This is a genomic window from Micromonospora sp. NPDC047812 (assembly GCF_040704175.1).
Taxonomy (GTDB): domain Bacteria; phylum Actinomycetota; class Actinomycetes; order Mycobacteriales; family Micromonosporaceae; genus Micromonospora.
This window is the reverse complement of sequence record NZ_JBEYRY010000008.1, coordinates 40,857-65,535: the sequence shown is the minus strand read 5'-3', so window position 1 is coordinate 65,535 and position 24,679 is coordinate 40,857. Positions and strand designations below refer to the sequence as shown.

Sequence of the window (24,679 nt, the reverse complement as noted above, 5' to 3'; positions counted from 1 at the left end):
CCGCCCGCGGTCGGAGCGTCAGATCAGGACTTGAACTCGGCGGTGGAGAAGCGCTCGTCGGTGAGCGGGCTCGCCTTGACCCCGGTCACGTCCTTGCCGAACACGATCGCCGGCGGCGAGTGCGACACCGGGACACCGGGCAGGAAGTCCATGATGGCCTTGTTCAGGGCCTTGTACTTCTCGGTCCGGGCCGCCGCGTCGGCGGTGGTGTCGGCGTCCTGGAACTGGGCGAACAGGGCCGGGTTGTTGAAGCCCCACTCGTCCTTCTGCCGGTCGAACATGGTGCCGATGAAGTTGTACGCGTCGCCGTAGTCACCGGTCCAGCCGAGGAAGTGCAGGTCGTGCTTGGGGCCCGAGGTGGTGGCGTTCAGGTAGTCCGGGCTCCACTTGAGCGGGATGGCCTGGACGTTGATGCCGACCGCCTTGAGGTCCGCCGAGAGCAGCTCGAAGATGTCCTTCGGGTTCGGCATGTACGGCCGGGTGACCTCGGTCGGGTAGTGGAACCGCAGGGTCAGGTTCGTCGCGCCGGCCTCGGCCAGCAGCGCCTTCGCCTTCGCCGGGTCGTAGTTGTACTTGGTGACGTCGCCGTTCCAGCCCTCGACGGTGTCCGGCATGAAGTTGTCGGCGACCTTGGCGCCCGGGGGCAGCTTCGAGTCGACCAGGGCCTGCCGGTTCAGCGCGTGCGCGATGGCCTGGCGGACCTTGATGTCGGCGAGCTTCGGGTTCCCCTTCTGGTTGATGCCCAGGTAGAGGATGTTGAACGCCGGGCGGGTCAGGACGTTGAAGCCCTCGCCCTTCAGCGGCTCGACGTCGGCCGGGCCGACCAGGTCGTACCCCTGGATGTCGCCGGAGCGCAGCGCCTGCTTGCGCGCGTTCTCGTCCGAGATCGTCTTGTAGATGAGGGTCTTCAGCTTGGCCTTGGTGCCCGCGTAGTCCTCGTTGCGCTCGATGGTGAGCGTCTTGTTGGCGACGTCCCAGGACTTGAACTTGAACGGGCCGGTGCCGGTCGGGTGCGCCGTGGCGTAGGCCGGGTACTTGATGTCCTCGGCGGTGCCGCCCACGTTGCTGGCGTCGTACTTCTCCAGCGCGGTCGGGCTGTGCATGGAGAACGACGGCAGCATCAGCGCGGCCGGGATCTTGCTGGAGACCCGGGTGAAGGCCAGGTCGACGGTCGTGGCGTCCTTGGCGGTGCAGGACTTGAAGAGGCTCGGCGGCAGGTCCGCGCTCTCGTTCTTGGCGAAGCCGCCCATGACGTCCTGCCAGTACGGGGTCACGTCCGGGCTCTGCATGAGGCCCTTGGCGTTGTACCAGCGGTCGAAGTTCTTGCAGACCGCCTCGGCGTTGAACTCGGTGCCGTCGTGGAACTTCACGCCGGAGCGCAGCTTGAAGGTCCACGTGGTGCCGGCGGCGTCTGGGGTCCAGGTCTCGGCCAGGCCGGGGGTGACCTTGGTGCCACCCTCCTCCGGACGGACCAGCGTCTCGAATACCTGACGCGCCACGCGCAGCGACTCACCGTCGCTGGCGAAGCTCGGGTCGAGCACCTTCGGGTCTCCGGCTACGCCGAAGACGAGGGTGTCCTTCTTGCTACCGCCGGAACTGTCATCGCGGTCGCTCTCGGCGCAGCCTGCTACCGCGAGGGCCGCGACCGCGACGGCCGCGAGGGCGACCTTCGGCCTGGATGCACGCATGGGTGCTTCACCTCGTCCTTGGGGTTACGGACAATCGTGGTGACAGGGGTCACCGATCGCCGTGACCTTAGCCGCCGTTCGGACCGGCGGGAAACCATCGCGGAACCGGTTGGTACCGGATCGTGTCTTAACCGATGCGCCCCGCCGCCGAGGCCGTTCCGGACCGTCGACAAAGGGGGATTATGTCCGGATTGGGCGATGCCGATTTGTTACATCGATCGTCACCGGCATCACTCGCATGTCAGAACCCACAGTGGACGCGCGGGGCCCGTACGCCGACGGCCGGCACCGGGATCCGGTGCCGGCCGTCCCGGCGACTCAGACGGCGCGACGGCCCTCGAAGGCGCGGCCGAGCGTGATCTCGTCGGCGTACTCCAGGTCGCCGCCGACCGGCAGGCCGCTCGCCAACCGGGTCACCGAGATGCCCATCGGCTTGACCATCAACGCCAGGTACGTCGCGGTCGCCTCGCCCTCGGTGTTCGGGTCCGTGGCCAGAATCAGCTCCCGCACGGTGCCGTCGCTGAGCCGGGCCATCAGCTCGCGGATGCGCAGGTTGTCCGGCCCGATCCCCTCCAGCGGGTTGATCGCCCCGCCGAGCACGTGGTAGCGGCCCCGGAACTCGCCGGTCCGCTCGATCGCGACCACGTCCTTCGGCTCCTCGACCACGCAGAGCACCTCGTCGGTGCGGCGCGGGTCGCGGCAGATCCGGCACCGGTCGGACTCGGCCACGTTGTAGCAGCTGGTGCAGAACCGCACCAACTCCTTGACCTTGCGCAACGCCCCGGCCAGCCGGTTGACGTCGGCCGGGTCGGCGGACAGGACGTGGAAGGCGATCCGCTGGGCGCTCTTCGGGCCCACGCCCGGCAGCCGCCCCAGCTCGTCGATCAGGTCCTGGATGGCACCCTCGTACATCTGCCGCTCAGAAACCGGGCAGGCCGAGGCCGCCCATGCCGCCGGTGACCGGACCCATCTTCTTCTCGGTCAGCTCCCGCGCCGCCTCGGCGGCATTGTGCATGGCCGCGACGACGAGGTCCTCCAGGGTCTCCACGTCCTCCGGGTCCACCGCCTTCGGGTCGATCTTGATCGACTTCAGCTCGCCGGTGCCGGCGACGGTCGCGGTGACCAGGCCCCCGCCGGCGGTGCCGGTCAGCTCCGCCTCGGCGAGCTCGGCCTGCGCCTTGGCGATCTGCTGCTGCATCTTCTGCGCCTGCTTCAGCATCTGCTGCATGTTCGGCTGTCCACCTGGGCGCACGGATGGCTCCTTCTCGCACTCGTCTGCTCGGCCGCCGCTCAGCCTATCCGCTGTGAGCGGACTCGCCCCGCCCGGTGCTTCGCTCCCGCCGGGTCCGGGCGCACGATCACGGGACCGACCGGACGGAGGTGGCGGATGCCCCAGGAACAGGCCGCGGCGGCCATGGAACGGCAGGCCCGGGCCTGCGCCGACATGGCCGCCGCCCTCTACGCCCACCTGCTGGCGCGCGCCGCCGGGGACGTGCGCGCCGGCGGCCCGTGCGCCACCGTCATCACGGGGTACGAGGACGCCGACCCCGACGCCCTCGTGTCGCTACGCCTGCTCGGTGGGGTGCACGCGCTGGTGCTCTCCGGCCGGGCGCCGGCGCTGGCCCGGTACTACCCCAGCGCGGGCGGGGCGTACCGGGCGGTGGACGCCCCCGCCTGCTGGGCCGCGTTCCGGGCGGTCGTCGAGGCCGAGCACGACACGCTGCGCGGCTGGCTGCGCCGGCCGCCCCAGACCAACGAGACCGGCCGGGCCAACCTGCTGCTGGCCGGCCTGCTGCACGCCGTCCACGAGGTGGGCGGGCTGCCGGTGCGCCTCGTCGAGCTGGGCGCGAGCGCCGGGCTGAACCTGCGCGCCGACCGGTTCCGCGTCGAGGCCGCCGGCTTCGCCTGGGGACCGGCCGACTCCCCGGTACGGCTGCCGGACGCCTGGCGGGGCGGGGTGCCCGACTGGCTGCGGGCGGCGGCCGGCGCGTACCCCGAGCTGACCGTGGTGGAGCGGCTCGGCTGCGACGTCGCCCCGATCGACCCGGGCGACCCCGACGGCGCGCTCGCGCTGCGGGCGTACCTCTGGCCGGAGCACACCGTCCGCGCGGCCCGGCTGGCCGGCGCGCTGGAGCTGGCCGGGCGGCTGCCGGCCCGCGTCGTCGCGGCGGGGGCGGCGGACTTCCTCGCCGGGATCGCCCCGCGCCCCGGCACGCTGACGGTGGTGTGGCACTCGGTGATGCGCCAGTACGTCCCGGCCGAGGAGTGGGCGCGGGTCACCGCCGAGCTGGACCGGCTGGCCGCCGCCGGCGGCACCGACGCGCCGGTCGCCCACCTGTCCTTCGAGCCGCACCCGCGGGAGGCACGCAGCGACTTCCAGCTCCGCGCCCGGCTCGGCACCGGCCCGGAACGCCTGCTGGCCGAGGCACACCCCCACGGCCTCCCCGCCTGGCCCGCCTGACGCTCACCGCGCCATGTGCGCCATCGCCCGAGATCTTGGTACCGGAGCGCCCCTGGAGGGGCCGATTCCTGCCAAGATCTGCCGCCTTCGCCCCGCGTCGGCGTCGGGAGGGCTACCGGGCGTCGACCTCGTCGATCTTCTCTGCGCCGAAGGCCTCGCGCAGCAGCCGTACCGCCTGTTCCTCGCTGGACTCCCGCGCGGTCTGCTCGTCGATGACCTCGTCCAGCGGCTCGTCGCCCGGGTCGAAGCCCTCGAAGTTCGGGGCCGCCGGCCGGGCGCCGCCGGGGCGTCCCCCGCCGCCGCGCACCGGGCCGTCGAAGTCCGGGTCGTACGGCGGCTCGCCGGCCCAGTCGGCGTCCGCGGTCTTCCGGACCGGCTGGCCGGTACGCGGACCGCGTCCCGCCGCAGCCGCTCGCGCCGCCGCGATCGCGCTGCTCACCGGGGGCACGGCGGGCGCACCCGAGGGACCGGCGGGCTTCGGTACGGCGGGCGCGGCGGTCGCCGACGCCGTGGCGGCGCTCGCCGGCCGGGTGGTCGACGCCGCGCCGGGCAGGCCGGTCGCCGTCGGGGTGGCGGCCGCCGTGCCGTCGGTCGACGTGCCGACCGATGTGCCGCCCGGTCGAGCCGGCTCCGGCCAGTCGTCGCCGTCTCCGGCCGCGCCACCCGGGCGGGCCGGTTCCGGCCAGTCCTCGGCGCCCCCGGCCGCGCCACCCGGGCGGGCCGGTTCCGGCCAGTCCTCGGCCGCGTCGACGGCGGGAGCACCGGCCCTCGACGCACCAGCGTCGGAGGCGGGCCGGGTCGCCCCGCCCTGGCCGGCAGCGGCACCGCCCGCGCCACCAGGCCCGCCGGCCGCAGCACTCAGGCCATCCGGACCGGCCAGGCCATTCGCGCCGCCTGGGCCGCTCGGGCCGCCGGACAGGCCGCCGCCCGCGCCGCCGCCGGACGGGCTACCGGTAACGCTTCGGTCCTGGTCGGCGGGGGCTGCCGGCGGCGGGGACGCCGGGCGGGCCGGCGTGGCGGGCCGGGACGAGCCACCGAGTGACGCGCCACCCCGCTCGCCGGCCACCTCGCAGCGGATCTGCCAGCGGCCGCCGAACTCCTCGTACAGCACCTCGGCCAGCACCGACGTGTGGTTGCCCATCATCTGTGCGAGCACCGGCGACTTGACGGTCAGCACCAGGGTGTCGCCGTCCACGTCGCGGACCACCGCGTCGCGCATCAGCGCGGCGGCCGGCTTCTTGATCCGGTTGACCTTCGCGACGATGTCCGGCCAGACCCGGCGCACCGCGACGGCGTCCAGGGTGCCCGCTTCAGCCGCGCCGGGGCGGGGCGGGGCGGGCGTCGCCGGGTCGGGCATCACCGCCGAGGGCGGCACCTGGCGACGGGCGGGAGCATCGGCGGGCGGGCCACCGGCGGGCGCACTCACCGGTTCGGTAGCACCCGGGACGGCCTCCGCCGCCCGGGAACCGGTGGCAGCCGGGGAACCGGCGGCGGCCAGAGCCGCGGCACGGGCGGCCGCGGCACCGGACGGAGCGCCGGCAGCAGCCGGCGGGCCGGCGGGCCCCGGGTCAGCCGCGGTCGTGGCGGGGGCGGGCTCGGGGCGTACGGGAGGAGCGGAGGCGACCGGCGCGGGGCCGGCGGCGGCCGGCGGCGCGTCGGTGCCGGCGAGGGTGAGCCGGCGCTCCATGCGTTCGAGGCGCTGGAGCAGACCGCCGGTGCTGTCGTCGGCCCCCGGCAGCAGCATCCGGGCGCAGATCAGCTCCAGCAGCAGCCGGGGCGCGGTGGTGCCGCGCATCTCCACCAGGCCGTTGTGCACGATGTCGGCGCAGCGGGACAGCGTGGCGGGACCGAGCCGCTGGGCCTGGGCGGCCATCCGCTCGATCTGGTCGGCCGGGCCGTCGATCAGGCCCTTGGCGGCGGCGTCCGGCACCTGCTGGAGCACGATCAGGTCGCGCAGCCGCTCCAGCAGGTCGGAGGCGAACCGGCGCGCGTCGTGCCCGGCCTCGGCGACCCGGTCGACGGTCGCGTACGCCGTCGCGCCGTCCCCGGCCGCCAGCGCGTCGCACATCTCGTCGATGAGGGCGGCGTCGGTCACGCCGAGCAGGGCGGCGGCCCGGGAGTAGGTGACGCCCTCCGGCCCCGCCCCGGCGATGAGCTGGTCGAGCACGGAGAGGCTGTCCCGGGCACTGCCGCCGCCGGCGCGCACCACCAGCGGGAAGACCGCCGGCTCGACGGCGACGCCCTCGGCCTCGCAGAGCTGCTCCAGGTAGGGCCGGAGCACCTTCGGCGGGATCAGCCGGAACGGGTAGTGGTGGGTCCGCGACTTGATCGTGCCGAGGACCTTCTCCGGCTCGGTGGTCGCGAAGATGAACTTGACGTACTCCGGCGGCTCCTCGACCAGCTTGAGCAGGGCGTTGAAGCCGGCCGACGAGACCATGTGCGCCTCGTCGATGACGTAGATCTTGAAGCGGCTCTTGGCCGGCGCGAAGATCGCCTTCTCGCGCAACTCGCGGGCGTCGTCGACGCCACCGTGGCTGGCCGCGTCGATCTCCAGCACGTCGATCGAGCCGCCGTCGGTGGCCAGCTCTCGGCACGAGTCGCACTGCCCGCACGGCTCCGGGGTGGGGCCCTGCTCGCAGTTGAGCGAGCGGGCCAGGATCCGGGCGCTGGAGGTCTTGCCGCAGCCGCGTGGGCCGGAGAAGAGGTAGGCGTGGTTGAGCCGCCCGCTGCGCAGCGCCTGCGACAGCGGCTCGGTGACGTGCTCCTGCCCGATGACCTCGGCGAAGGTACGCGGCCGGTACTTGCGGTAGAGCGCCAGTGCCACTCGTCCCGCCTCCTCTCGACCGAGCCATTCTGCGCCGGTCGGGCGCGGGTGACCACCCACCACCCCGTGACCTGACCCGCAGGGACGTTACCGGGCCCCGGAGACAAAAAGGCCTCCCGTGCACCCGGCAGAGCCCGCTTATCCTTGCTGCCTTCCGGCCCTGGGGAGGTTCACGAGATACCGCCGCACGGGAGGTACCGCCAACCCTACCCGACGCCACGTCGATCTTCAGGGGGTGGTGGGGTGGCCCACCCGCCGGGGACCTGTATCCTCGTCTGCGGAGGATTCGCCTAGAGGCCTAGGGCGCACGCTTGGAAAGCGTGTTGGGTTAACACCCTCACGAGTTCGAATCTCGTATCCTCCGCTCGCTTGAGCAGGAAGAACGACAGGGCCGGCCCCCACGGGGACCGGCCCTGAGTCGTCTCTACGGTCGCTCTCGTCTCAGTTGTCGTCTCACTTGCCCTGTTCCGGCCAACCGGACTGCCCGTCGCCGGACTCCCGACCGCCGCGCGCCGCCCATCACGCCGCGCCCGGCCGCAGCCCGGCCCACCCCTCATGCGCCAGCACACCCCGCGTGCGTGTCGATGGCACAGACGCGCTGTCACCGACATCCACCCTCTTGTCGCTGACAAGCGGACTCCTTGTCAGCGACAAGAAGATCAACTGAATGCGTGCTGGCTTTCCGCGATTACCCGAACTCGATCGCACAACCGGTGCGACGCCGGGACAGTGCCCCCATTCAACATGACGGCGGCGCCCGAGCTGTCCCTCGGGCGCCGCCATGCTCCAACCATTCCAACCAGCAGAAGGAGCTTCCGTGAGGATACTCTCGACCGATCGCCAGATGGAACCCTCAGCCGAAGGAAAACCGCAGGCAGGGCGTCGCCCCCTTACATTGCGACGTTACGTCATCTGCCTTACATGCTTAGCAGGAGCTGCTGTAATCCTGCACCGCAGCGGGGATGCCGTCCTGTCCGCCGGGGCAGTGCCCGTACTGCACGGCTTTCTCAGTCACTGGATAGCTGAATAAACGCGGAACGACGGAGACACATGGCACCGTACTGGACAATCAAGGTGGAGTACGAGCGCACTCCGCCCGCCCGAGCGGCTCTACGGGCCGCGACCGAGAAGCTCGGATTGAGTGCGATGGAGGTAGACCGGCCAGCCGGTCCAACTGTGCTAGTCAGCGAGCGAGTCAGATGCCTTTGCGCGACAGAGGCACTGATTGAAGCGTGGGATCTCGTTCTTAAGATTCAGAGCAGGATAGGGCGAGACCACATCGCAATTTCCGTATTAACCCATCCCGAGCAAATACCGGAACCCACACCGCCAATGATGACGCTGGCGGAGATAGGCCTAGCGCTGGGCGTATCACGACAGCGAGCCCAGCAGCTTTCGCGGCAGCATGGCTTCCCTCCGGCTCTGGCCAGAACTCCAAGTGGGCCCATCTATGCGGCGAGTGACATATACCGGTACCACGAAGCCCGAGAACGTAAGAGTAATCGTGATCGAAATGGCGCAGTAATGCCGCCTGAGGTACCAGCTATCCGCCACGGTCGACCCTAGTTCGAAATGGTGCAGGGCTGGCTAGCACCAGCCCTGCACCGAAACCCTATTCCGCTTCGCCCCAGAGCAGCCCGCCCAGTTGCTGTGCAATGTCTCGGCGCACCTGATCGGTCATGTGCTGGTACCGGACGGCCATCGCCGAATTGGACCAGCCCATGATGCCCATCACGGCGCGGCCGGAGACGCCTAGCACCAGGAGGACAGTGGCGGCGGTGTGCCGGGCGTCATGCAACCGTCCGTCCCGCACTCCGGCGAGCTTGAGCAGCCGTTTCCACTCGTCGTAGTCGGTCGCCTGGTGGATCGTTTCGCCGGTCGGTGAGGCGAACACCCAGCCCTCATCGCGCCAGAGCTGCGCGGCGGTTTCGCGCTCAGCGTCCTGTTCCTTCCGGTGCTGCTGGAGTAGTTCGATCAGAGCGTCTGGCAGGCCGATGGAGCGTCGACCGGCGCGCGATTTGGTGTCCGCCGCTACCGGCCTTTCGTTCACCCGGTCGGGGCACTGGCCGGGCAACTTCTGCTCACACTTCCCGTCGCAGCCGTGCCGCCATTTCGGCCGCAGAAGCGCGCGGCGCACGGTGAGCGTCCCGTTGTCCAAATCCACGTCCGGCCACTTCAAGCCGAGCGCTTCGCCCTGGCGCAGGCCGAGTGCGAGCGCTACGGCCCACCGGGCGCTGTTCCGCCGAGATGCCGCCGCGCGAAGGATCGCTTGCACCTCGGGGACGGAGTACGGCTGTACCTCGGAGTCTGGGAGGCGGGGTGGCTTGGCCAGCGCGGCAGGATTTCTAGCGAGGTGCCCCCGGCGGACCGCCTCGCCGAGCGCTGTGCGAATGGTCCGGTGCGCCTGGTGGGCGGTGCCGGCCGCGCTGCCGTTGGCCATCATCCGTACGTACAGCTTCTCCAGGTGCTCCGGCTCCAGGCGGTCGAGGCGGTGAGCGCCGACACCAGGAATCAGATGCTTGCGGACCGCCACCCGGTAGCCGTCGAGGGTGTTCGTGCGGACCACCGGGCCGGCGATGTTCTCGACCCAGTGCGTGAGCCACTTCTCGACGGTCCACCTCTGCCCCGGCTTCCGTACCGTGCCGTTGTCCCGCTCCCGTTCCAGGGCACGAACCTTGCGAATCACCTCGGTCTCGGTCTTCGCCTGGACGTGCCGCCGGTCCGGCTTGCCGTCGTCCTTCACGCCGACCGTTACCCGGCCGTGCCAGTAGCCGTCACCGCCCTTGTAGATGCTGGATGCGCCGTTTGGCTTGCGTCCCATTGGCTGGCTCCTTTCGTCAGGCGGCGTGGTCGAGGGGCGTGGGTTCGGCGAGCAGGTTGCGCACGTACTCGTCCAAGCAGAAGGTGGGCACGCGGCGAAGTCGGCCGATGGTGACGGTGCGAATTTGGCCGGTCTTGATGAGGGCGTACATGGTGGTGCGGCCGATGCCGAGTCGTTGGGCGGCTTCTTCGATGGTCAGGACGACGCGGTTTTCTGGCGTGGACACGGTTCTCCCCGTAGTTCCGTTGGGTTGAGAGCGCCGGTGGCGGGCGTTCTCGGCGGGCGAGGGGCATTTGCTGGGTGGAGCGAGCGAATCGATGGAGGCCGCTAGGGCGGCCCGCTGAGAGCGCCGGAGAGCCAAGATCTCGGGCAGGCCGGTGCCAACGGGTAGGCCGGATCGGTTCAAGGGTTCTCAGCGGGCTGTCTGCGCGCGGGTCGGGTGCGGTGGTTGGTGCGTTGCTGCGCGGGAGGGCTGAACCATCTCCGCATCTCCGCATCTCCGCAAACATGGCTGTGAGCTGGGCGAATGCTTGCGGAGATGCGGAGTGCCACTGAGGGGTCATCTCCGCAAAGAGGGTTCATCTCCGCAGCGCGGTTGCGGAGATGCGGAGATCGATGATCCTCTAGGTTCTGATCTCCGCAGAGTGTTTCCCCTGGTAGAGCGCCGTTGCTGCGGCGTTGCGGAGATGCGGAGATGGTTCAGCGGGTTTCACCCCTGGTGGCGTTCGACCCAGAACACCGACCGGTCGCCCCGGTCGTTCTTGCCGGCCCGGATGACGTGATCGCCGCGCCAGCGTCCGGCCTGCCCGGTCAGCAGCCGGCCGAGTTGCAGCGGGTTGGGTAGGCGGCCGTTGTGGGTGGTGATGAATTGCCCGTCCCACGGGTCGTTGACGTCGCTGCCCAGGTGCATCGGTTCAGCGTCTTGGCGGAGTTCGGCGGCGGTCATCGCTCGGCCGCCGTGGCGGTCGTGCCAGCAGGTAAGGAACGCGCGCCAGCGCGTTTCGTCTTCATCGATCTCACGGATGTCGGCGGCGTTGGTGAGGAACCCGTCGATGCCGTGGTGGGTGAGGAACCCGCCGAGGGCTTGCGCCCACGGGGTGAACTGCCGCATCGACAGTCCGGTGACCCGAGGTGCTCCTCGGCGGGTCCAGTCGAGGACGAGGACCAGGAGGTGCCACAGGACGGTGAGTTGGTTGGCCGGGTCGGTGATCCATTGGTCGAGGTGGGGGATGCCGAACCCTCGTTGGTCGCGCAGCTCGGGGCGGGGCATGTTCGGGTCGAGGTGCACCCGCACCGTCCGAGATGCCATGTCTCCGCCAACCTGGAGGTTGTTGCCGGTGGCCATCCATAGCCGGTCGTTGACGGTGGCGACGTTGCGCGACGCGCCTAGCTGCCGGTCGGACCACACACCCGAGGTGACGAGTTGAGCGAGCACGGCGGAGTCGATGACGGTGCCCTCGGCGAGGTTGTCCCAGATGACCACCCCGACCTGCTCGGCCAGCACCGCGGTGATGCTCTTGCGAAGTTCTTCATCGGAGTAGGCCCAGGTCATGACCCGCTGTCCGTACAGCATTCCCGGCCCGGCGGTGAGGATCGTCTTGCCGGATGACGGCATGGTGGCGTCGATGAGCGCGAACGGCGTCAGGGATCGGGTGAAGTGCCGCAGGATCGGCGTTGCCAACAGCGCCACGTAGTTGGCCCGGTCAGCAGCGGACGCCCACGGGAAGTCACGCAGGAACCGGCCGAGCAGGAACGTACGCGCCTCGTCCACCTGCTCGGCGGTGGGTTCGTCCGGCACGGGCGGAAGCGCCACCTTAGACGCCAGGTAGAGGCCGGTCGCCGGGTCGTAGCCGGGCCGCTGCAACAGGGTGCCGTCACGGCGCAGCACCGGGGCACCGATGATCCCGCGCAGCGGCGGCACGCCCGGCCACGTCTTGCCGGCCAGCACCGACGAGAGGATGTCGCGGGGCGGGGTCACCTCGTCTTCGAACATCTCCGGGTCGCCGGTGTCGCTCTTGCGGGTCTTGAGCCGGTAGACGTAGGCGTGCTCGGCGAGCAGCCCGGCCAGGCCGGCGGGGTTGACCATGCTCGCGCTGACCGGCAGCGGGGAGTCTTCGTCGGCGGCGGTGGCGAGGCCGCCGGAGACGGCTTCCATGTGCACCAGCGACCCGGCTGACACGTACGTGTCGGGTAACAGTCCGTCGACGAGGGCGGCCTTGAGTACGCGGATGGTTTCCGGGCCGGAGCCGATCTGTAGGCGGGTGGTCATGCTGCCGCCTTTCCGAGGTTGGTGAGCGTGCGGGGGTTGCGTACTCCGGTGCGCAGGCCGGAGGCGATCGTGCGGGCGACCTCGGCGGGGCGCAGGCCGATCGACAGCGCGGCCGGTTCCAGGACGGCGGTCACGTCGTCGTCGGTGAGCGCGCCGCCGGCGGCCAGCTGGCCGAGGGCGACGGCGGAGGCGAATAGGGCGTGGTTGCGTTGCCCGTCGGGGGCGGCGGTGAGGTGGGCGACCTGGCGGCGGATAGCCGCAGCCACGTAGGGGCCGTGCCGGTCGGCGGGCAGCGCCACCGGGGCGGGCCGGTAGGCAGGTCGCGGGGCGGGGGTGAGCAGTCCTGCTAGCCATGCGGGCAGCGGCGCCGGGTCGCAGTCGAGTGCCACGGCGTAGGGGCGGCCGGCGACGGTGCTGCCGGCGGCGACGACGTAGCCGCCGTGGGCGCGGGTGTCGACCTTCCACCCCAACCCGCCCCGATCGCCGGTGGAGTTGCGCAGTTCCGGGCCGGCGGTCGGGTGGCGGTAGTACAGGTGGCTTCCGCCCCGCCCGGTGGTGACGGTGTAGGTGGTGTCGATGCTGCCGCCGTGGCGGCCGGCGAGGGCGGTGAGCACGTCCAGGCCGTCACGCGCCCCGGCCCAAGCGGCGGGCGGGGTGTCGTCGGTGGTCTTGGGCACGTCGAGGTCGACCACCGCGAGCCCGGACGGGCCGCAGGCGATGCCGACGCCGTAGGGGCGCGTCGACCACGCGCGGCGGATGCGGTCCGGGTCGGTGGTGGCGCGGGGTTCCCAGCCGAGGTGGCGGCCGGCGGCGCGGCAGCGCGGATCGTGGCCGGTGCAGGTGTCGGCGGTGTGGTCGGGGAACGCGGGCCGCTTGTCGTCGGGGCGCAGCGGGAAGACGTGCCATTCGCGTGCGGCGTGGGCAAGGGCAGCGGCCAACAGGCCAGGGTCGGGCATGAGGTCCCCTCCTTCGGTCGATGGCGGACAGATGGGGGTAGAGGGCGGCTCCGGCCGCCCCGCGAGCGCTGAGGGCGTGTGCGCGGGGCAGCGAGGGCCTTGTAGGTAGGGGCGGATGCCGTTCGGGCTGTGGCAGTAGCGGGCGGCGGTGCCGATCCAGTGGCCGCACCGCCCGCCGGTCACCGCCCGGCCCGCCCGGGTCGAGGCCGGGCCGCGATGGCGGCGCGAGTCACGGCCTGGCGCATGTCGCCGAGCAGCCCCACCAACTGGCGGCGGGCCGCGATCTCGCCGGGGGCGAGGGCCACGCGGACGCGCACCTCGGCGTGCTCGCGGCCAGCGGCGGTACGCACCCTGACGAGCACGGCGCGGGCGTAGCCGGCGTCGACCACAATTTCGTCGGAGCGGTGCTCGCCGAGGCCGCATCGGTGGTCCCGGCCGCACCAGTCGGTGTGACCGGCGCGGCCGGCGCGGCGGGCGGTCATTGGTGCCCTGCCCGGTATTCGGCGCGGATGTAGTCGATGAGGCGGCGGCCGTAGCGGACGCGGATGCCGGTGCCGTCGCAGCGGCGGCAGTCGCGGCGGGTACCGATGGCGGTGCGGTGGGAGCGGCGGCCGTGGCAGCGGCGGCAGCGTCCCCACGGGGAGGTGAAGCACACGGCCAGGTAGCACAGTGCGTAACCGAGGGCTGCGAGGCTAGCGAGCAGGGCAATGGTGGTCACGAAACGCCTCCACGAGCCGTTATGAGGGTGCGGAAGGCTGACGCCGCTAGGAACTAGGGCGCTGGCCAGGTATCGGATGGGTTGCTAGCGGGGGTGCTAGGTCTAGCGGGGGCTACCGCTAGACCTAGCAACCAACCGCTGTCCGGCTTAGGCGGCTTTGTCGCCTCGCCGCTTGTTACGCTCCGCGACCGCATCGGCGATGTGCTGCCGCTCGATACCGCGCCGGTTCGCGCCCTTGCCGGTCGTGGGGTCGGTGCCCCACACCTGCCCCGTGGTGATGCCGTACGGCTTGAGCGCCGCCGTGAGCTGATCGCGGGTCAGGTCCCCGTACGCGTCGGTGTTGAGGTCGGCGAGCCGCTCGGTGAGCGTCTCGGCCCACACCTTGCCCTCGGTCGCCGGGACGACGGTGAGGATGTCGTCGAGCAGGGTGTCTCGGCGGGCCGCCGGAGTCGGCGTCGCCTGCCCGATGGCGTGGCCGGTCAGCGTCCCGGCAGCCTCGCGCAGGGCACGCGCCCGGTCGATGACTTTCTCGGCGGTGGGGCCGTCCACGTAGAAGGTCCGCACGATCTGCGCGTCGTCGGCCGCGCCGACCAGGTAGCCGACGCCCTTGTCCTTCTTGGCGAACATGGTCGCCCGGATGCCGTTCTTGTACGCCGAGGTGCCAAGGATCATGTCGTTCTCGATCTGACCCATAACCCGCAGGCAGAACCGCGTACCCGCGTTCGCCGACACGCCGGTGGGCAGGCTCTTCGCGTCGGGCCGCTGGGTGGCCACGACGAGGATGACGCCCAGGGCGCGGCCGAGCTTGATGACCTTCTCGGCCAGTTCCCCGGCTTCCTTGCCGAACTCCGGGTGCGAAAAGAGTTCCTGCACCTCATCGAGGGCGACGACCAACCAGTGCAAGCCCAGCTTCTTGCGGCGGGCCAGCTCCGGGGTGACCTTGTTGTCCGGGCACACCGCCTTCGGCAGGCCCTTGATGACGGCGGCGCGGCGCTGGCACTCCTTGCGCAGCTCCCGCAACGCCATCAGGCCCTCTTCGGCGGTGTCGTCGTCCTGCCCCGACGCGTAGCGGGCGGAGACCTTCTCCAGGGGGTCGAGGCCGCCGGTGCCCTTGAAGTCGAAGCACCACAGTTCCGCATACGGGTCCAGGGCCGCCGCGAGCAGGGGGACCTGGGTGGCGGCCGTCTTGCCGTAGCCGGGAATCGACCCGATCAGCACGTTCGTGTACGGCAGTTCGAAGGAGATGACCCGCCCGCGCGGGTCGGTGCCGAACGGCACCGGCCGCCTCAGATCGAACCCGCCGGACGCCTTGAGCAGCGGCCACGGCTTCGGCGGCGTGGCGGCCATGTCCTGATCGCCCACCCACAACAGCAGCCGGCCCGGGTGCACCTCCGGCTGCCCCTCCGGCCACACACACCCGAGAGGGCGGGTGAGGCCGGCGGCGAGCCGATCTCGCCGCTCGATCACGTCTCCGGCGGTGACGCCCGGCGGCAGGTCGATGTCGGCGCGCCAGCCGGGGCCGTCGCGGGTAATCGGGGCGGTGAACGCGATAGCCCGCTGTCCCTGCTTGGCGATGGCCTGGGTGATGCCGGAGATGCCGAGCACCGCCAGGGCGCGCACCACCACATCCGAGGTCAGCCGCGCGACGCGGGGGATGACCACGGCGGTGTCGAGCAGCGGCTTGTCGGCCGGCTGACCGAACATCCCGCACAAGGTGACCAGCAGCGCGGGCACCGCCCACTGCGCCCATCCGGGCGCCCACATCATCGCCAGCCCCCCGGCCAAGGAGAGCGAGAGGGAGAAGGTGGCGACGATGCCCCGCCACCGCACCCGCCGGTCACGCTGCCGCGACAGCTTCAAGTACAGCTCCCCGTCGCGGGTCTCGGAGGTGGCCTGCCGCAGCCGCTCACCCTCCCAATCGAACACCCACCGGGTTGCCCCGGACAGCAACCGCCACGCCCCCGCCGGTGAGCGCAACGCCACCTTGCCGCCGTACTTCGGCAGGCGGGTGGCGTGGTAGGCGGTCGTGTGCAGCAGGTGCCCGACCGCCCACCGCATCGTGTCGCGCAGCTCGGCACGCGAGCGCACCCAGGCCGGCAGAATCGGGCGACGCTGGCCGGCGCGCACGCCGTCGAGGGTGAACCGCGGGGACTTCTGCGCGGCGGGCGAGTCGACCAGCACCGGCCCGCCCTCGTCGTCAGGGTCGGGGGTACGGGCGGCGCGGGCGGCGTCCAGGTCGACCACCTCCGCATCCGGGCCGGCGGTGATGTCGGCCTCTGCGGCTCGCCAGTCGAAACGGTCGTCATCTCGGGGGGCAGTCATGATGGGGGTTCCTCCAACTGATCCGTCAGGGTCGGGGGTGAGGGCCGGCGGCGCGGCGCGGGTTGGTCGCCAGGGGCCGCGCCGCCGGGCCGGGTCAGAAGCGGATGCGGATGGGGCCGGTCACGGTGTCGGCCTGGATGCCGACGCGGGCGTTACCGGTGACGGTGTTCTCGGTCCGGGCCGGCTTGGTGTCGGTGTCCTTGGGGGTCTTGCTGGTGTCGCGGCGGCTGGTGACCTCACCGGCCTGCACGGCGACGCGGTCGTTGCCGGAGGCGACGTTGCGCTTGCCCATAGCGGGGGTGCTCCTTCGGTTGGGCCGTCCAGGGGGTCTGGCGGCTTCCGCGCGTCACCGGGTGATGAGCCGGTGACGACGGGAGCGGTCAGCTCTTGACGGAGATGCGGTTGCCGCAGTGGCCGCAGGTCGCGTGGGTGCGCTGGTTGTCGGCGGTGATGTCGCGCCAGTGGGTTTCGTTGCCGCAGGCCGGGCACCACAGCTGCGAGGTGCCGGTGGTGATGCGTCCGCCGGTGGAGCCGATCGAGATGCTTGCCATCAGGTGTCCTTTCAGGGCTGGGTGGCGGCGTCGATGAGCGCCAGGTCGCGGTGGTCCTTCGGCCGTGCGGTGTGCCGCTTGGAGCGCACGACTTCGGCCAGTGGGGCGAACGGGATGCCGTTGTGGTGCTCGGCGGTGGCGATCAGGTGTGCGGTGTCGAAGCCGGGTAGCCACTGGTCGGCGGCTTCGATTTGCAGGCGCACCATCTGCCCGTGCCCGGACGGGGCGGGGGCCGGCGGGGACATCGCGGCGAGGCGGTGCCAGGCCGTGCCCCGGGCGACGATGTCCAGGTCCCCGAGCTGGGTGCGTAGGCCGTGGGCCAGCAGCGGCCCGGAGCCGAACACCACGTAGTCGTCGGTGGGTAGGTCGAGGGCGCGCAGCATGCGGATCAGCGGGTGCCAGTCCAGGCTGTTCATGCCGCCGCCAGCAGGGCCGCGACGAACAGGAACCCGATGTGCCATGACTGGTCCAGGGCGTAGAGGCCACCGCCGCGCTCCAACCAGGCGGGGTCCTTGCCGAGGGCATCGGCGAGACGCCGCAGCGGCACCCGTCGGTCGGCAACGTAGTGGCTGACGGCCGAGACGGTCAGCCCCACGGTGACTGCCCACGGGTCGAGCCGTAGGCCGGTGCCGGCCATGAGGAACAGCAGCGCGACGGCGGCGGTGAGGGTGTAGGTGGCGACGTGGGCGGCGCAGTGCCAGCGGGAGCGCCACACCGAGCAGTGCGGGTGCCCCGCGCGGCCGTGCTCCGGGTCGCACCCCTTGTGGGTGGCCTGGTGCTGCGTCTGCACCCAGTGGTCGGCGACCTGGTGGGCGACATAGAGGGCGACGAACACGGCCGCGAACGCGCCAGCGTGCGCGTCGGTGGGGTCTGGGAACATGGGTGGTCTCTCCCGAGGTCGATTGGCTGAGGGGTGAGGGCCGGCGGCACGGCACGGGTTCCTAGGCCTGAGGGCCGTGCCGCCGGGCGGGGCTACGTGCGGTTGCGGTGGCGGTTGGTGGCGAGCAGGGCGGCGGAGGCCATGACCATCAGTCCGTCGATGGCCAGGGGGCCGATGGCGACGGTGAGGGGGTCTTCGCCGAAGTGCTCCAGGAGTCCGGCGAGGTGCCGGTACGAGACGACGGCGGCGACCAGGGCGACGGGGAGCACGCCGACGATGCGGGCCATGAACCAGCGCAGGCCCTCGCCCCACGGGATGCGGGTCAGGATCTCGACCGCGACGAACAGGGCGACCGGCCAGAACACCGAGAACGCCACCGCCAGGGGTGAGGGGGACCAGTCCGGGGCCGGGGTCCAGTCGGCGGGTGCGCCCTCGGGCGGCTTCGGCAGGTAGGTGTGGGCCACGTTCGCGGCGATGGACACCACCCCGCCGAGGATCACCCCGACGTACGCCCATCCACGCCCCGCCGAGCGGGTAGCGGCCGGGGCGGTGGTGATGTTGGGACCCGGGTGACCGACCACCGTGACCTGCTCGGCCGCCTCGGCGACGGGGGCCGGCGGTGCGGGGGTCGGGGCTGGCTCGGCGACCGGCACGGACTCGGGTGCGCCCGGGTCCGTCCAGGACGTGCCGGCGGGCGGCAGCAGCGCGCCCCGGGCGGTCATCGCCGTGCGCAGCGTCTCGGCCCGCTCCGTCGTCTCGGTCGGTGCCGGCGGGGCCGGGTGCGGGCCGATCGGCTCGGCGTAGTCCAGCGGCACCGGGTCCGCCCCGTCGGTCGGGTCGCCGTCGATGTTGTCCAGCCTGCCGGCGGCCCGGCGCTTGTGGACCATTGCTACCAGGTTGGTCAGAGCCCCTGCTTGTTCCAGACTGATTCCGAACGTGGCCGCGTACTCGTCGGCGGTAGGTACCTCGCCGCGCTCGTCGGCGATCTCGACCGCTGCGGGAATCATCTCGGCGACACTGAGGCCGGTCCGGTCCGGCGGTGCGGGGGTGGCGTCCGGCTTCTCGGCCAGGTCGGTGCCGGCGAGCAGCCGGACCACCTCGGCCCGCACCGCGTCGGCCTTCGGCGCGCCGATGCGGTACTGCCGCATTAGGGCGTTACGCGACGGGATCTTGTGCTCCTGTTCGGCCCATGCCAGCGCGCGGGGCACCAGCTCGTCGATGGGCTGGGGGTAGCGGGTGCCGTTGAGGGTGGGGGCGGTCATGGGGTCACCTCGTCCAGGTGGTCGGCGAGCAGGTCACGGTGGGCGGGGAACACCTGGCCGTCGTAGGCGTCGGCCAGGTGGTCGGCGAGCACGTCGTAGTCGTCGGCGGGCAGCCACAGCGCCCGGCGGGCGTCGTCGGCACCGGTCACCGGCGGGAAGTCGTCGCGGCGGTGGTGGCCGATCCAGGTGCGGGCAAGGACGGTGACCATCCATGCCTCATCGCTGGCGCGGGGGTCGGGCACGTAGCGCGGTGGCGACAGCTCCCACCGGGCATCGGGAAGGATCAGGCCGGTTTCCTCGGCCAGCTCCCGCACGGCGGCGTCGGCCGGCGTCTCGCCGGGGTCGACCTTGCCCCCGGGCAGCGCCCAGCCGTGGCCGTCGCCGCGCTCCACCATCAGGATCCAGCGGTGCCGGTTCTCGTCCCAGAGCGACACCAGGGTGTCGGCGCAGACCTGCTCGCCCCAGTGGCCGAGCTGGTTGCGGCCGTAGCGGATACCGGTCGGCGCGTACGGGTTGACCGGCCGTCCGTCGACCAGCGGGAAGGGGATCGCGGCGGCGGCCCGGCGGGCGGTCCAGTCGATGGCGGCGGGGTCCATGGTCGGGTCGGCCCACGACGCCCCGGCGGCGATGCCGTCCAGAACGCTCGGGTGGGTGTAGGTGCGGGGGATCATGCGGCGGCCTCCATCGGGTGGGCGCATTCGAGGCACTCGCCGAGCGAGCGCGGGATGCAGTAGCTGCGGACCTGCCGGCAGGTTCGGCAGGTGCGGCGGGCGGTGAGCGCGGCGCGGACCGCCCGGAGTTGGGCGGGGGTGGCGGTGCGCTTGGGTCGGGCCAGGTCGACCCGGTACAGGTAGGCGGCGCGGGTACCGCCGACCCCTTGCCAGAGCACCTGCGCGGCGATTGGCTGACCGCCTGGGCGTAGGCCGGCGGCGGTCAGTTGGCGGCGGGTGGCGTAGCCGGCGGGGGCACCGCGCCACCAGTAGGTGGGGATGCCGTACCGCGTGCCCTCCGGATCGAAGTAGGCGGCGCGGATGCGCGACATCAGGCCGCGCGGTGCGGGCCGGCGAGGGTGCCGGCGGCCAACTCGGCGGCGGCGCGGGTGACGCGGGCCTCGGCCCGGCGCAGCCGCCGCCAGTCCAACGCGGTCGGGCCGCCGTGGTCCTCGGCGTAAAACATCGTGATTTCGGCGTCGAGCACGTCCAGCTCGGCGGCGATCAGCGGCCACTCCGCCTCGATCGCGGCCAGGTCGGCGGCGGTCGGCTCGGCGGTGATGGGGGCGAGGTGCTTCCTCACGGGAACCTCCGGAACGGGTCGATGGGAGCAGCGACGGCGCGAGCCAGAGAAGGCCCGCGCCGACGCGCCAGGTGGGTGACGAGCTGCACGGTGACCAGAGCCGTGCGCGGCACCTTTTCGGTGGGAGATGCGGCCCGATGAAGTTCTGAAGGAACGAGTGCGCAGCGGCTCGTGGGCGCGCAGCGCTGTGAGGCGCTGCCTTCCCCGGTAGCCAACCGGCGGCATAGCTAATTTCAGCGCTAAAATTAGCGCTGATGTTGTGCGGTGTCAACGAGGGGAGGGACTAGGATCAGCGGATCGGGCAGTCAGACAGGGAGGCGTCGGGTGGAGGATTGGCAGGCTGTAGCCAGCGCCATCAACGGCCGGATGGCCGAGTTGCCGATGACTCAGCAGGAGTTGGCCGAGCGGTCCAAGGTCTCAGTGGCCACCCTGCGCGAGCTGCAATACGCGACGGCGACTCGCAAGCGTTCGGCCCGTACGCTCGCCGCGATCTCTCAGGCTCTTAGCTGGCCGGACGACTACCTCCGCGCCGTGCTGACCGGGGCTACGCCGCCGCCGAGCGGTGGCGGGAGTGCCGGGCGGGTGGACAATTCCTCGCTGGTGCTCGCACGGCTGGATCAGCTTCACGCCGAGGTGCGGCGGCTCGCGGATGCCGTAGAGCGGATCGCGGTCGGTCATGGCGACAAGGACACCAGTTCCGGACGCGCATCCGAACGCCGTTCACCAGCCGGGTAAGCGCCGTTCACTAGGCATCCACTAGGCACGGGTGTGCATGGTCGATGCCTACGCCAGTAGAGGGAGGGCTGTTGTGCCTGCTCGCGCCAAAGATGCCAACCCGAATCTCGCGCTCTACAACCTTCGCGACGCTGCCGGCGAGACTCAACAGGACGTGGCAGATGGACTGAACCGCCTCGGGACAGGACGCGGGAAGAGGCTGGCCGTCACCGCCAACCAGGTGAGCAGATGGGAACGGGGAATCACGTTCCCATCGGCGCTCTACCGGCAGCTCCTTGCCGAGCACTTCGGCGTGTCCGTGCAGGATCTCGGCCTTACTCGGCAGCGCGTCACGCCGCAGCAACGAGACAGCCCCGAGAGCGATTCCGGAGGTTTCGCGATCTACCAGGATCTTGAGTCTCACCCGCACGCGGAGAAGAGCCAGGAGGAGTGGCGAGCGGTCCGGCGGAAGCTGAACACCCATCGGGTGCAGCTCGCGCGGGAGGCAGCGTGCCTCTACGACGCCGAGCAGCGAGTAGGCAACAGCGGACTGATCGCGCCACCGGAATGGCTGCCGTCGACTCCCGTCGAGCTGACGCAGTTCGGCATCGGACTCGCGCCGGAGGGAACCGCGCCCGTCGTCACCGGCACCGAGGACGCGTCAGCCGGCGTGCGGCCGTTGGCGTCGGACGGGAGGCGGCACCAGCGCTACAGCCTCGCCCTGCGGGACGTCGAACAGCCTCGACTCTTTGAGAACCGACTCGCGTGGCACCTCGCCGGAGTCGACTGGAGCCAGCCCGATCGGGCGCTCACCTTCACCACCGGTACGTACTTCGGTGGCGTCGACGTCTCGGAAGCGCTCGCACACGAAATGGCGATGTACCACGTTGCTGGCGATGGGAGCGGCATCCTGCCGGCGTCCTGGCGGAACTTGAACTTCCGGCGGTTCGTCGGCGACCCGTTCACGCCCAGCCGTCGGCCGACGGCACCGTCAACCGACACGCTCACCCTGCGGGTCGACGACGACGGGGTCTCCTTCGTGCTGCACAACCGCGCGGCCGGCAACGTGGCCGTGGCCGGGGGAATGCTGCACATCATGCCAGCGGGGGTCTTCCAGCCGTCGAGCGTTCTGCCGGCCGCCCAGGCGACCGACTTCAACCTGTGGCGCAACATGATGCGCGAGTACAGCGAGGAATTTCTCGGCAGCGCCGAGCACGGCGGCGAAGGTGAGCCGGCGGACTACAGCGCCGAGCCGTTGGCGTCCTTCGACCGCGCCTACGCAGCCGGCGGGGTGCGGGTCTTCTGCCTCGGCGTCGCGCTCGACGCACTTACCCTCTGGGGCGAGATTCTGACGGTCGCCGTGTTCGACGGCGCCACCTATGACCGTCTGTTCGCCAACATGGTCAGCGCCAACGCCGAGGGGACCGTGGTGAAGACCGGGCGGGTGCGGCCCACGTCGGCGCTGCCGTTCACCCGTCACACCATTGAGGAGTTGACCGCCGGCGGGTGCCTGGCCCCGGCGGCGGCCGGGTGCATCCAACTTGCGTGGGAGCACCGCCGCACCATCCTGGGGAGAGGTTGACGTGCACGTACTGGTAACCGGTGGCCTGGGCTTCCTCGGCCGTGCCGTCGGACGCGAACTACTCGCCACCGGCCACCGGGTCACCGTCATGAGCCGGGGCCGCGGTGACCGCACCCCGCCCCCGGGTGTCGAGCTGGTGACGGGAGACATCCGGGACCGCGCGCGGGTCGCTGAGATCGTCCAGGAGGGCGGGTACGACGGAGTCGTACACCTGGCCGCCCTGACCAGCGGCCGGGACTCGTTCGCCGACCCGCTGAGCTACTTCGACGTCAATGCGACCGGCACCCTGAACCTGCTCATGGCCCTGAACGCTGCGCGGACGACCACGGCACCGGCCGCGCTGGTCTTCGCCTCCACCAACATCGTCTACGGTTCGCAGCACCACGGCGCACTGTCCGAAGACCTCGACCCCCACCCCGAGAGCCCGTACGCGGCGTCGAAGGTCGCGGCCGAGCACATGGTCGCGGCCTACGCGGCAACCGGGGCAGTCGGTGCGATTACCGTGCGGCCCTTCAATATCGCCGGAGCCGTTGACGGCGTCACCGACACCGACCCCGCTCGGATCATCCCGAACGTCTTTCGCGCGATCACCGGCGAACTCGACCACGTCAGCCTCAACGGGGACGGATCAGCGGTCCGGGACTTCGTCCATGTGACCGACGTAGCCACCGGGATCCGGCTCGCCCTGGCCGCCTGCACCCCCGGAGTCTGTCAGACCATCAACCTCGGCTCAGGCGTCGGAACGAGCATGGCCACCGTTGTCGCCACCGCCGAGCAGGTCACCGGGCACCGGGTTGTCGTTCACCGTCAGCCGCCCAAGCCTGAGCCTCCAAACTTGATCGCAGACGCCAGCCGCGTCCGCACCGTTCTCGGCTGGGCCCCGGCAAGATCCAAACTGATCGACATCCTTGCGGACGCGTGGGAGGCGTGGCAGGGGAATATAGTCGAACCCCTCACTGCCATGTTACCGAACCGACCTTTGTAGGGAGCGAGCGCCTAAAGTGGAACCGGGTCATGCCTCGACTACAGGATGCTGATGTAAGACAGCGGCCGAGCGAAATGCCCGTGCCACTGCGCCTCACCTAGACGTCGCCCAAAACGGAGCAAACCGCCTCTGGGGACTTGATATGGGAGGACCTAATGCCTATGTACATGAGAGGACGAAAGCGCCGAGAAGTCGAGTCGCTCAATAATTGATACCAGGTGGTTCTCACAGTAGTGCTCCAGTGCGGTTTTGAACATTCCGGCGGCGACCTTCGTGGACGAATTCGCCGCGAAGCTAGCAAGTTTCGCATTCCTGTACACACTCATGTCGTGCCATTCGAGATGGAGGGCTTCCTCCCCGGCACCCCCGAACGAATGCCGCTTGACGCGCGCAAAGAAACCAAGGGATGCCATGCCAGCGATGGCGCTTATAATCTCGGGTCCGGGAATACCGGTATCACGTCGCATAAGGTCTAGATTAACGTGCGGATCGGTCAACTTCCCCTCTACGCACGCCATGGTGAAGACGTACCCAACCAGGCGGCGTTCGTCAACAGTCGCGCGCTTCAAACTACTCAGTAGCGATTCAGCAACCCGAACGCACCTCTTGCGGTCGGCTTCCGACCTGAGCTTCAGCATATTGAAGAGAAGGTCCGGGTTCGGCGGCAGGTAGTTCTTCCTAACAACGGGGCCTAGCTTTTTGGCCGCCAACTCAGCAACTTCACTCGCCGGTGTTTTACGAGCATCCAGAAAACCAACCGAGGGCAGCAATCCAGGCACTTCACTGTCATCGAAGATGACCGGAAGTATGTACTCCTTGCTCTCAGTCATGGCGCGTGCTTGCGCAGCCCGCCTCTCGTGGCTAGTCCACATCTTCTCCGCATACTCATTCGATGCGAATAAGATGCAATACTTCGCCGACTTCCGGTAGACCCACGAGAGGTGCTCATACAGATCCTTGCCCCACAGTTTAGCTTTCTCGTTCTCGTCATAGAATACCCGCATTCCCCGTAGTGACAACTCCGCTGCCACCTCTGAAACATAGGGGCGCTGCTCACCAGCAAACGACAGGCAGACGTCGTATTCACGCTCGCTTGAGTCCGGATTCTCAACTTTCCAGCCCATTTACACCCAATCCTTTGCCGGGACCGATCAGTCAGATGCCCTGCCGTGCGGCAATCCTATTCGACGGGACATGAGGAAGCAGCAGAGCATCAGGCCGAAATGACGGATTTGACAGGATTTCGATGCTACGAACGCGTCTAGCTCCTGCGGAGTCGGAATACGGACAGCGGCGAGTCATGGCCGCTGTCGCACCCTGGTGCTACGAAGATCAGGCAACTCGCCAACGCAG

Annotated in this window: 24 protein-coding genes, 1 tRNA gene and 1 other RNA gene; 5 read left to right on the top strand and 21 right to left on the bottom strand. The window is 70.5% G+C overall.

What is annotated here, in order from left to right; translation table 11 throughout:
* Nucleotides 1-23: 23 nt before the first annotated feature.
* From AB0883_RS24890 to AB0883_RS24880, 3 genes are all read right to left on the bottom strand, one after another.
* A complete protein-coding gene (locus AB0883_RS24890) occupies nucleotides 24-1,688 on the bottom strand; it encodes an ABC transporter substrate-binding protein (protein ID WP_366643652.1) in 1,665 nt (554 codons plus the stop codon).
* 318 nt (nucleotides 1,689-2,006) lie between these two features.
* Nucleotides 2,007-2,600 carry a recombination mediator RecR gene (gene recR, locus AB0883_RS24885; protein ID WP_089003014.1) on the bottom strand — a complete coding sequence of 198 codons (594 nt, stop codon included), beginning with the start codon at nucleotides 2,598-2,600 and terminating at the stop codon, nucleotides 2,007-2,009.
* Nucleotides 2,601-2,607: 7 nt separating this feature from the next.
* Complete coding sequence (locus tag AB0883_RS24880) at nucleotides 2,608-2,916, bottom strand: YbaB/EbfC family nucleoid-associated protein (RefSeq protein ID WP_233600326.1); 309 nt, start codon at nucleotides 2,914-2,916, stop codon at nucleotides 2,608-2,610.
* A 159-nt stretch (nucleotides 2,917-3,075) separates the two neighbouring features.
* Between AB0883_RS24880 and AB0883_RS24875 the strand changes: the two genes are divergently transcribed.
* The gene (locus AB0883_RS24875; protein WP_366643651.1) at nucleotides 3,076-4,149 is read left to right on the top strand and encodes a DUF2332 domain-containing protein; all 1,074 of its coding nucleotides are present in this window, start codon (nucleotides 3,076-3,078) and stop codon (nucleotides 4,147-4,149) included.
* Nucleotides 4,150-4,261: 112 nt separating this feature from the next.
* On the opposite strand, the gene AB0883_RS24870 is transcribed toward AB0883_RS24875, so the two are convergent.
* Nucleotides 4,262-6,973, bottom strand: coding sequence for a DNA polymerase III subunit gamma and tau (locus tag AB0883_RS24870; RefSeq protein ID WP_366643650.1), 2,712 nt, complete (start codon nucleotides 6,971-6,973; stop codon nucleotides 4,262-4,264).
* 107 nt (nucleotides 6,974-7,080) lie between these two features.
* An RNA gene (gene ffs, locus AB0883_RS24865) (signal recognition particle sRNA small type) lies at nucleotides 7,081-7,170 on the bottom strand.
* A gap of 82 nt (nucleotides 7,171-7,252) precedes the next feature.
* Here ffs and AB0883_RS24860 point away from each other — a divergent pair.
* A tRNA-Ser gene (locus AB0883_RS24860) sits at nucleotides 7,253-7,337 on the top strand.
* Nucleotides 7,338-8,585: 1,248 nt separating this feature from the next.
* Here the strand turns inward: AB0883_RS24860 and AB0883_RS24855 are convergent.
* The 15 genes from AB0883_RS24855 to AB0883_RS24785 form a co-directional block, all read right to left on the bottom strand.
* Nucleotides 8,586-9,794: a site-specific integrase gene (locus tag AB0883_RS24855; RefSeq protein ID WP_366643649.1), complete on the bottom strand. Its 1,209-nt coding sequence runs from the start codon at nucleotides 9,792-9,794 to the stop codon at nucleotides 8,586-8,588.
* Between the two features lie 16 nt (nucleotides 9,795-9,810).
* On the bottom strand, nucleotides 9,811-10,020 hold the full coding sequence (locus tag AB0883_RS24850) for a helix-turn-helix domain-containing protein (RefSeq protein WP_357722408.1): 210 nt from the start codon (nucleotides 10,018-10,020) through the stop codon (nucleotides 9,811-9,813).
* Between the two features lie 483 nt (nucleotides 10,021-10,503).
* The gene (locus tag AB0883_RS24845) at nucleotides 10,504-12,063 is read right to left on the bottom strand and encodes a hypothetical protein (RefSeq protein ID WP_366643648.1); all 1,560 of its coding nucleotides are present in this window, start codon (nucleotides 12,061-12,063) and stop codon (nucleotides 10,504-10,506) included.
* Nucleotides 12,060-13,019 (bottom strand): bifunctional DNA primase/polymerase, encoded by a 960-nt coding sequence (locus AB0883_RS24840; RefSeq protein WP_366643647.1) that lies wholly within the window; start codon nucleotides 13,017-13,019, stop codon nucleotides 12,060-12,062. Before AB0883_RS24840 ends, AB0883_RS24845 begins: the two co-directional genes overlap by 4 nt.
* A 179-nt stretch (nucleotides 13,020-13,198) precedes the next feature.
* The gene (locus AB0883_RS24835) at nucleotides 13,199-13,501 is read right to left on the bottom strand and encodes a hypothetical protein (protein ID WP_366643646.1); all 303 of its coding nucleotides are present in this window, start codon (nucleotides 13,499-13,501) and stop codon (nucleotides 13,199-13,201) included.
* The gene (locus AB0883_RS24830) at nucleotides 13,498-13,737 is read right to left on the bottom strand and encodes a hypothetical protein (protein WP_366643645.1); all 240 of its coding nucleotides are present in this window, start codon (nucleotides 13,735-13,737) and stop codon (nucleotides 13,498-13,500) included. Before AB0883_RS24830 ends, AB0883_RS24835 begins: the two co-directional genes overlap by 4 nt.
* A 147-nt stretch (nucleotides 13,738-13,884) precedes the next feature.
* On the bottom strand, nucleotides 13,885-16,059 hold the full coding sequence (locus tag AB0883_RS24825; protein WP_366643644.1) for a cell division protein FtsK: 2,175 nt from the start codon (nucleotides 16,057-16,059) through the stop codon (nucleotides 13,885-13,887).
* 94 nt (nucleotides 16,060-16,153) lie between these two features.
* A complete protein-coding gene (locus tag AB0883_RS24820; protein ID WP_366643643.1) occupies nucleotides 16,154-16,351 on the bottom strand; it encodes a hypothetical protein in 198 nt (65 codons plus the stop codon).
* Nucleotides 16,352-16,439: 88 nt separating this feature from the next.
* Nucleotides 16,440-16,610: a hypothetical protein gene (locus AB0883_RS24815; protein WP_366643642.1), complete on the bottom strand. Its 171-nt coding sequence runs from the start codon at nucleotides 16,608-16,610 to the stop codon at nucleotides 16,440-16,442.
* Between the two features lie 11 nt (nucleotides 16,611-16,621).
* Complete coding sequence (locus tag AB0883_RS24810; protein ID WP_366643641.1) at nucleotides 16,622-17,026, bottom strand: hypothetical protein; 405 nt, start codon at nucleotides 17,024-17,026, stop codon at nucleotides 16,622-16,624.
* A complete protein-coding gene (locus tag AB0883_RS24805) occupies nucleotides 17,023-17,490 on the bottom strand; it encodes a helix-turn-helix transcriptional regulator (protein WP_366643640.1) in 468 nt (155 codons plus the stop codon). Before AB0883_RS24805 ends, AB0883_RS24810 begins: the two co-directional genes overlap by 4 nt.
* Nucleotides 17,491-17,582: 92 nt before the next feature.
* The gene (locus AB0883_RS24800; RefSeq protein WP_366643639.1) at nucleotides 17,583-18,752 is read right to left on the bottom strand and encodes a DUF2637 domain-containing protein; all 1,170 of its coding nucleotides are present in this window, start codon (nucleotides 18,750-18,752) and stop codon (nucleotides 17,583-17,585) included.
* Complete coding sequence (locus AB0883_RS24795) at nucleotides 18,749-19,423, bottom strand: NUDIX hydrolase (protein ID WP_366643638.1); 675 nt, start codon at nucleotides 19,421-19,423, stop codon at nucleotides 18,749-18,751. Before AB0883_RS24795 ends, AB0883_RS24800 begins: the two co-directional genes overlap by 4 nt.
* A complete protein-coding gene (locus AB0883_RS24790) occupies nucleotides 19,420-19,794 on the bottom strand; it encodes an RRQRL motif-containing zinc-binding protein (RefSeq protein WP_366643637.1) in 375 nt (124 codons plus the stop codon). Before AB0883_RS24790 ends, AB0883_RS24795 begins: the two co-directional genes overlap by 4 nt.
* A complete protein-coding gene (locus AB0883_RS24785) occupies nucleotides 19,794-20,045 on the bottom strand; it encodes a DUF6284 family protein (protein WP_366643636.1) in 252 nt (83 codons plus the stop codon). The genes AB0883_RS24790 and AB0883_RS24785 overlap by 1 nt, the downstream gene beginning before the upstream one ends.
* Nucleotides 20,046-20,369: 324 nt before the next feature.
* Between AB0883_RS24785 and AB0883_RS24780 the strand changes: the two genes are divergently transcribed.
* The 3 genes from AB0883_RS24780 to AB0883_RS24770 all read left to right on the top strand — a co-directional run bounded on the left by AB0883_RS24780 (nucleotide 20,370) and on the right by AB0883_RS24770 (nucleotide 23,326).
* Nucleotides 20,370-20,780 carry a helix-turn-helix transcriptional regulator gene (locus tag AB0883_RS24780; protein ID WP_366643635.1) on the top strand — a complete coding sequence of 137 codons (411 nt, stop codon included), beginning with the start codon at nucleotides 20,370-20,372 and terminating at the stop codon, nucleotides 20,778-20,780.
* A gap of 73 nt (nucleotides 20,781-20,853) precedes the next feature.
* A complete protein-coding gene (locus AB0883_RS24775; protein WP_366643634.1) occupies nucleotides 20,854-22,341 on the top strand; it encodes a helix-turn-helix transcriptional regulator in 1,488 nt (495 codons plus the stop codon).
* A gap of 1 nt (nucleotide 22,342) precedes the next feature.
* Nucleotides 22,343-23,326, top strand: coding sequence for an NAD-dependent epimerase/dehydratase family protein (locus tag AB0883_RS24770; RefSeq protein ID WP_366643633.1), 984 nt, complete (start codon nucleotides 22,343-22,345; stop codon nucleotides 23,324-23,326).
* Between the two features lie 152 nt (nucleotides 23,327-23,478).
* On the opposite strand, the gene AB0883_RS24765 is transcribed toward AB0883_RS24770, so the two are convergent.
* Nucleotides 23,479-24,450, bottom strand: a complete 972-nt coding sequence (locus AB0883_RS24765) for a TIR domain-containing protein (protein WP_366643632.1) — start codon at nucleotides 24,448-24,450, stop codon at nucleotides 23,479-23,481.
* Nucleotides 24,451-24,679 lie beyond the last annotated feature (229 nt).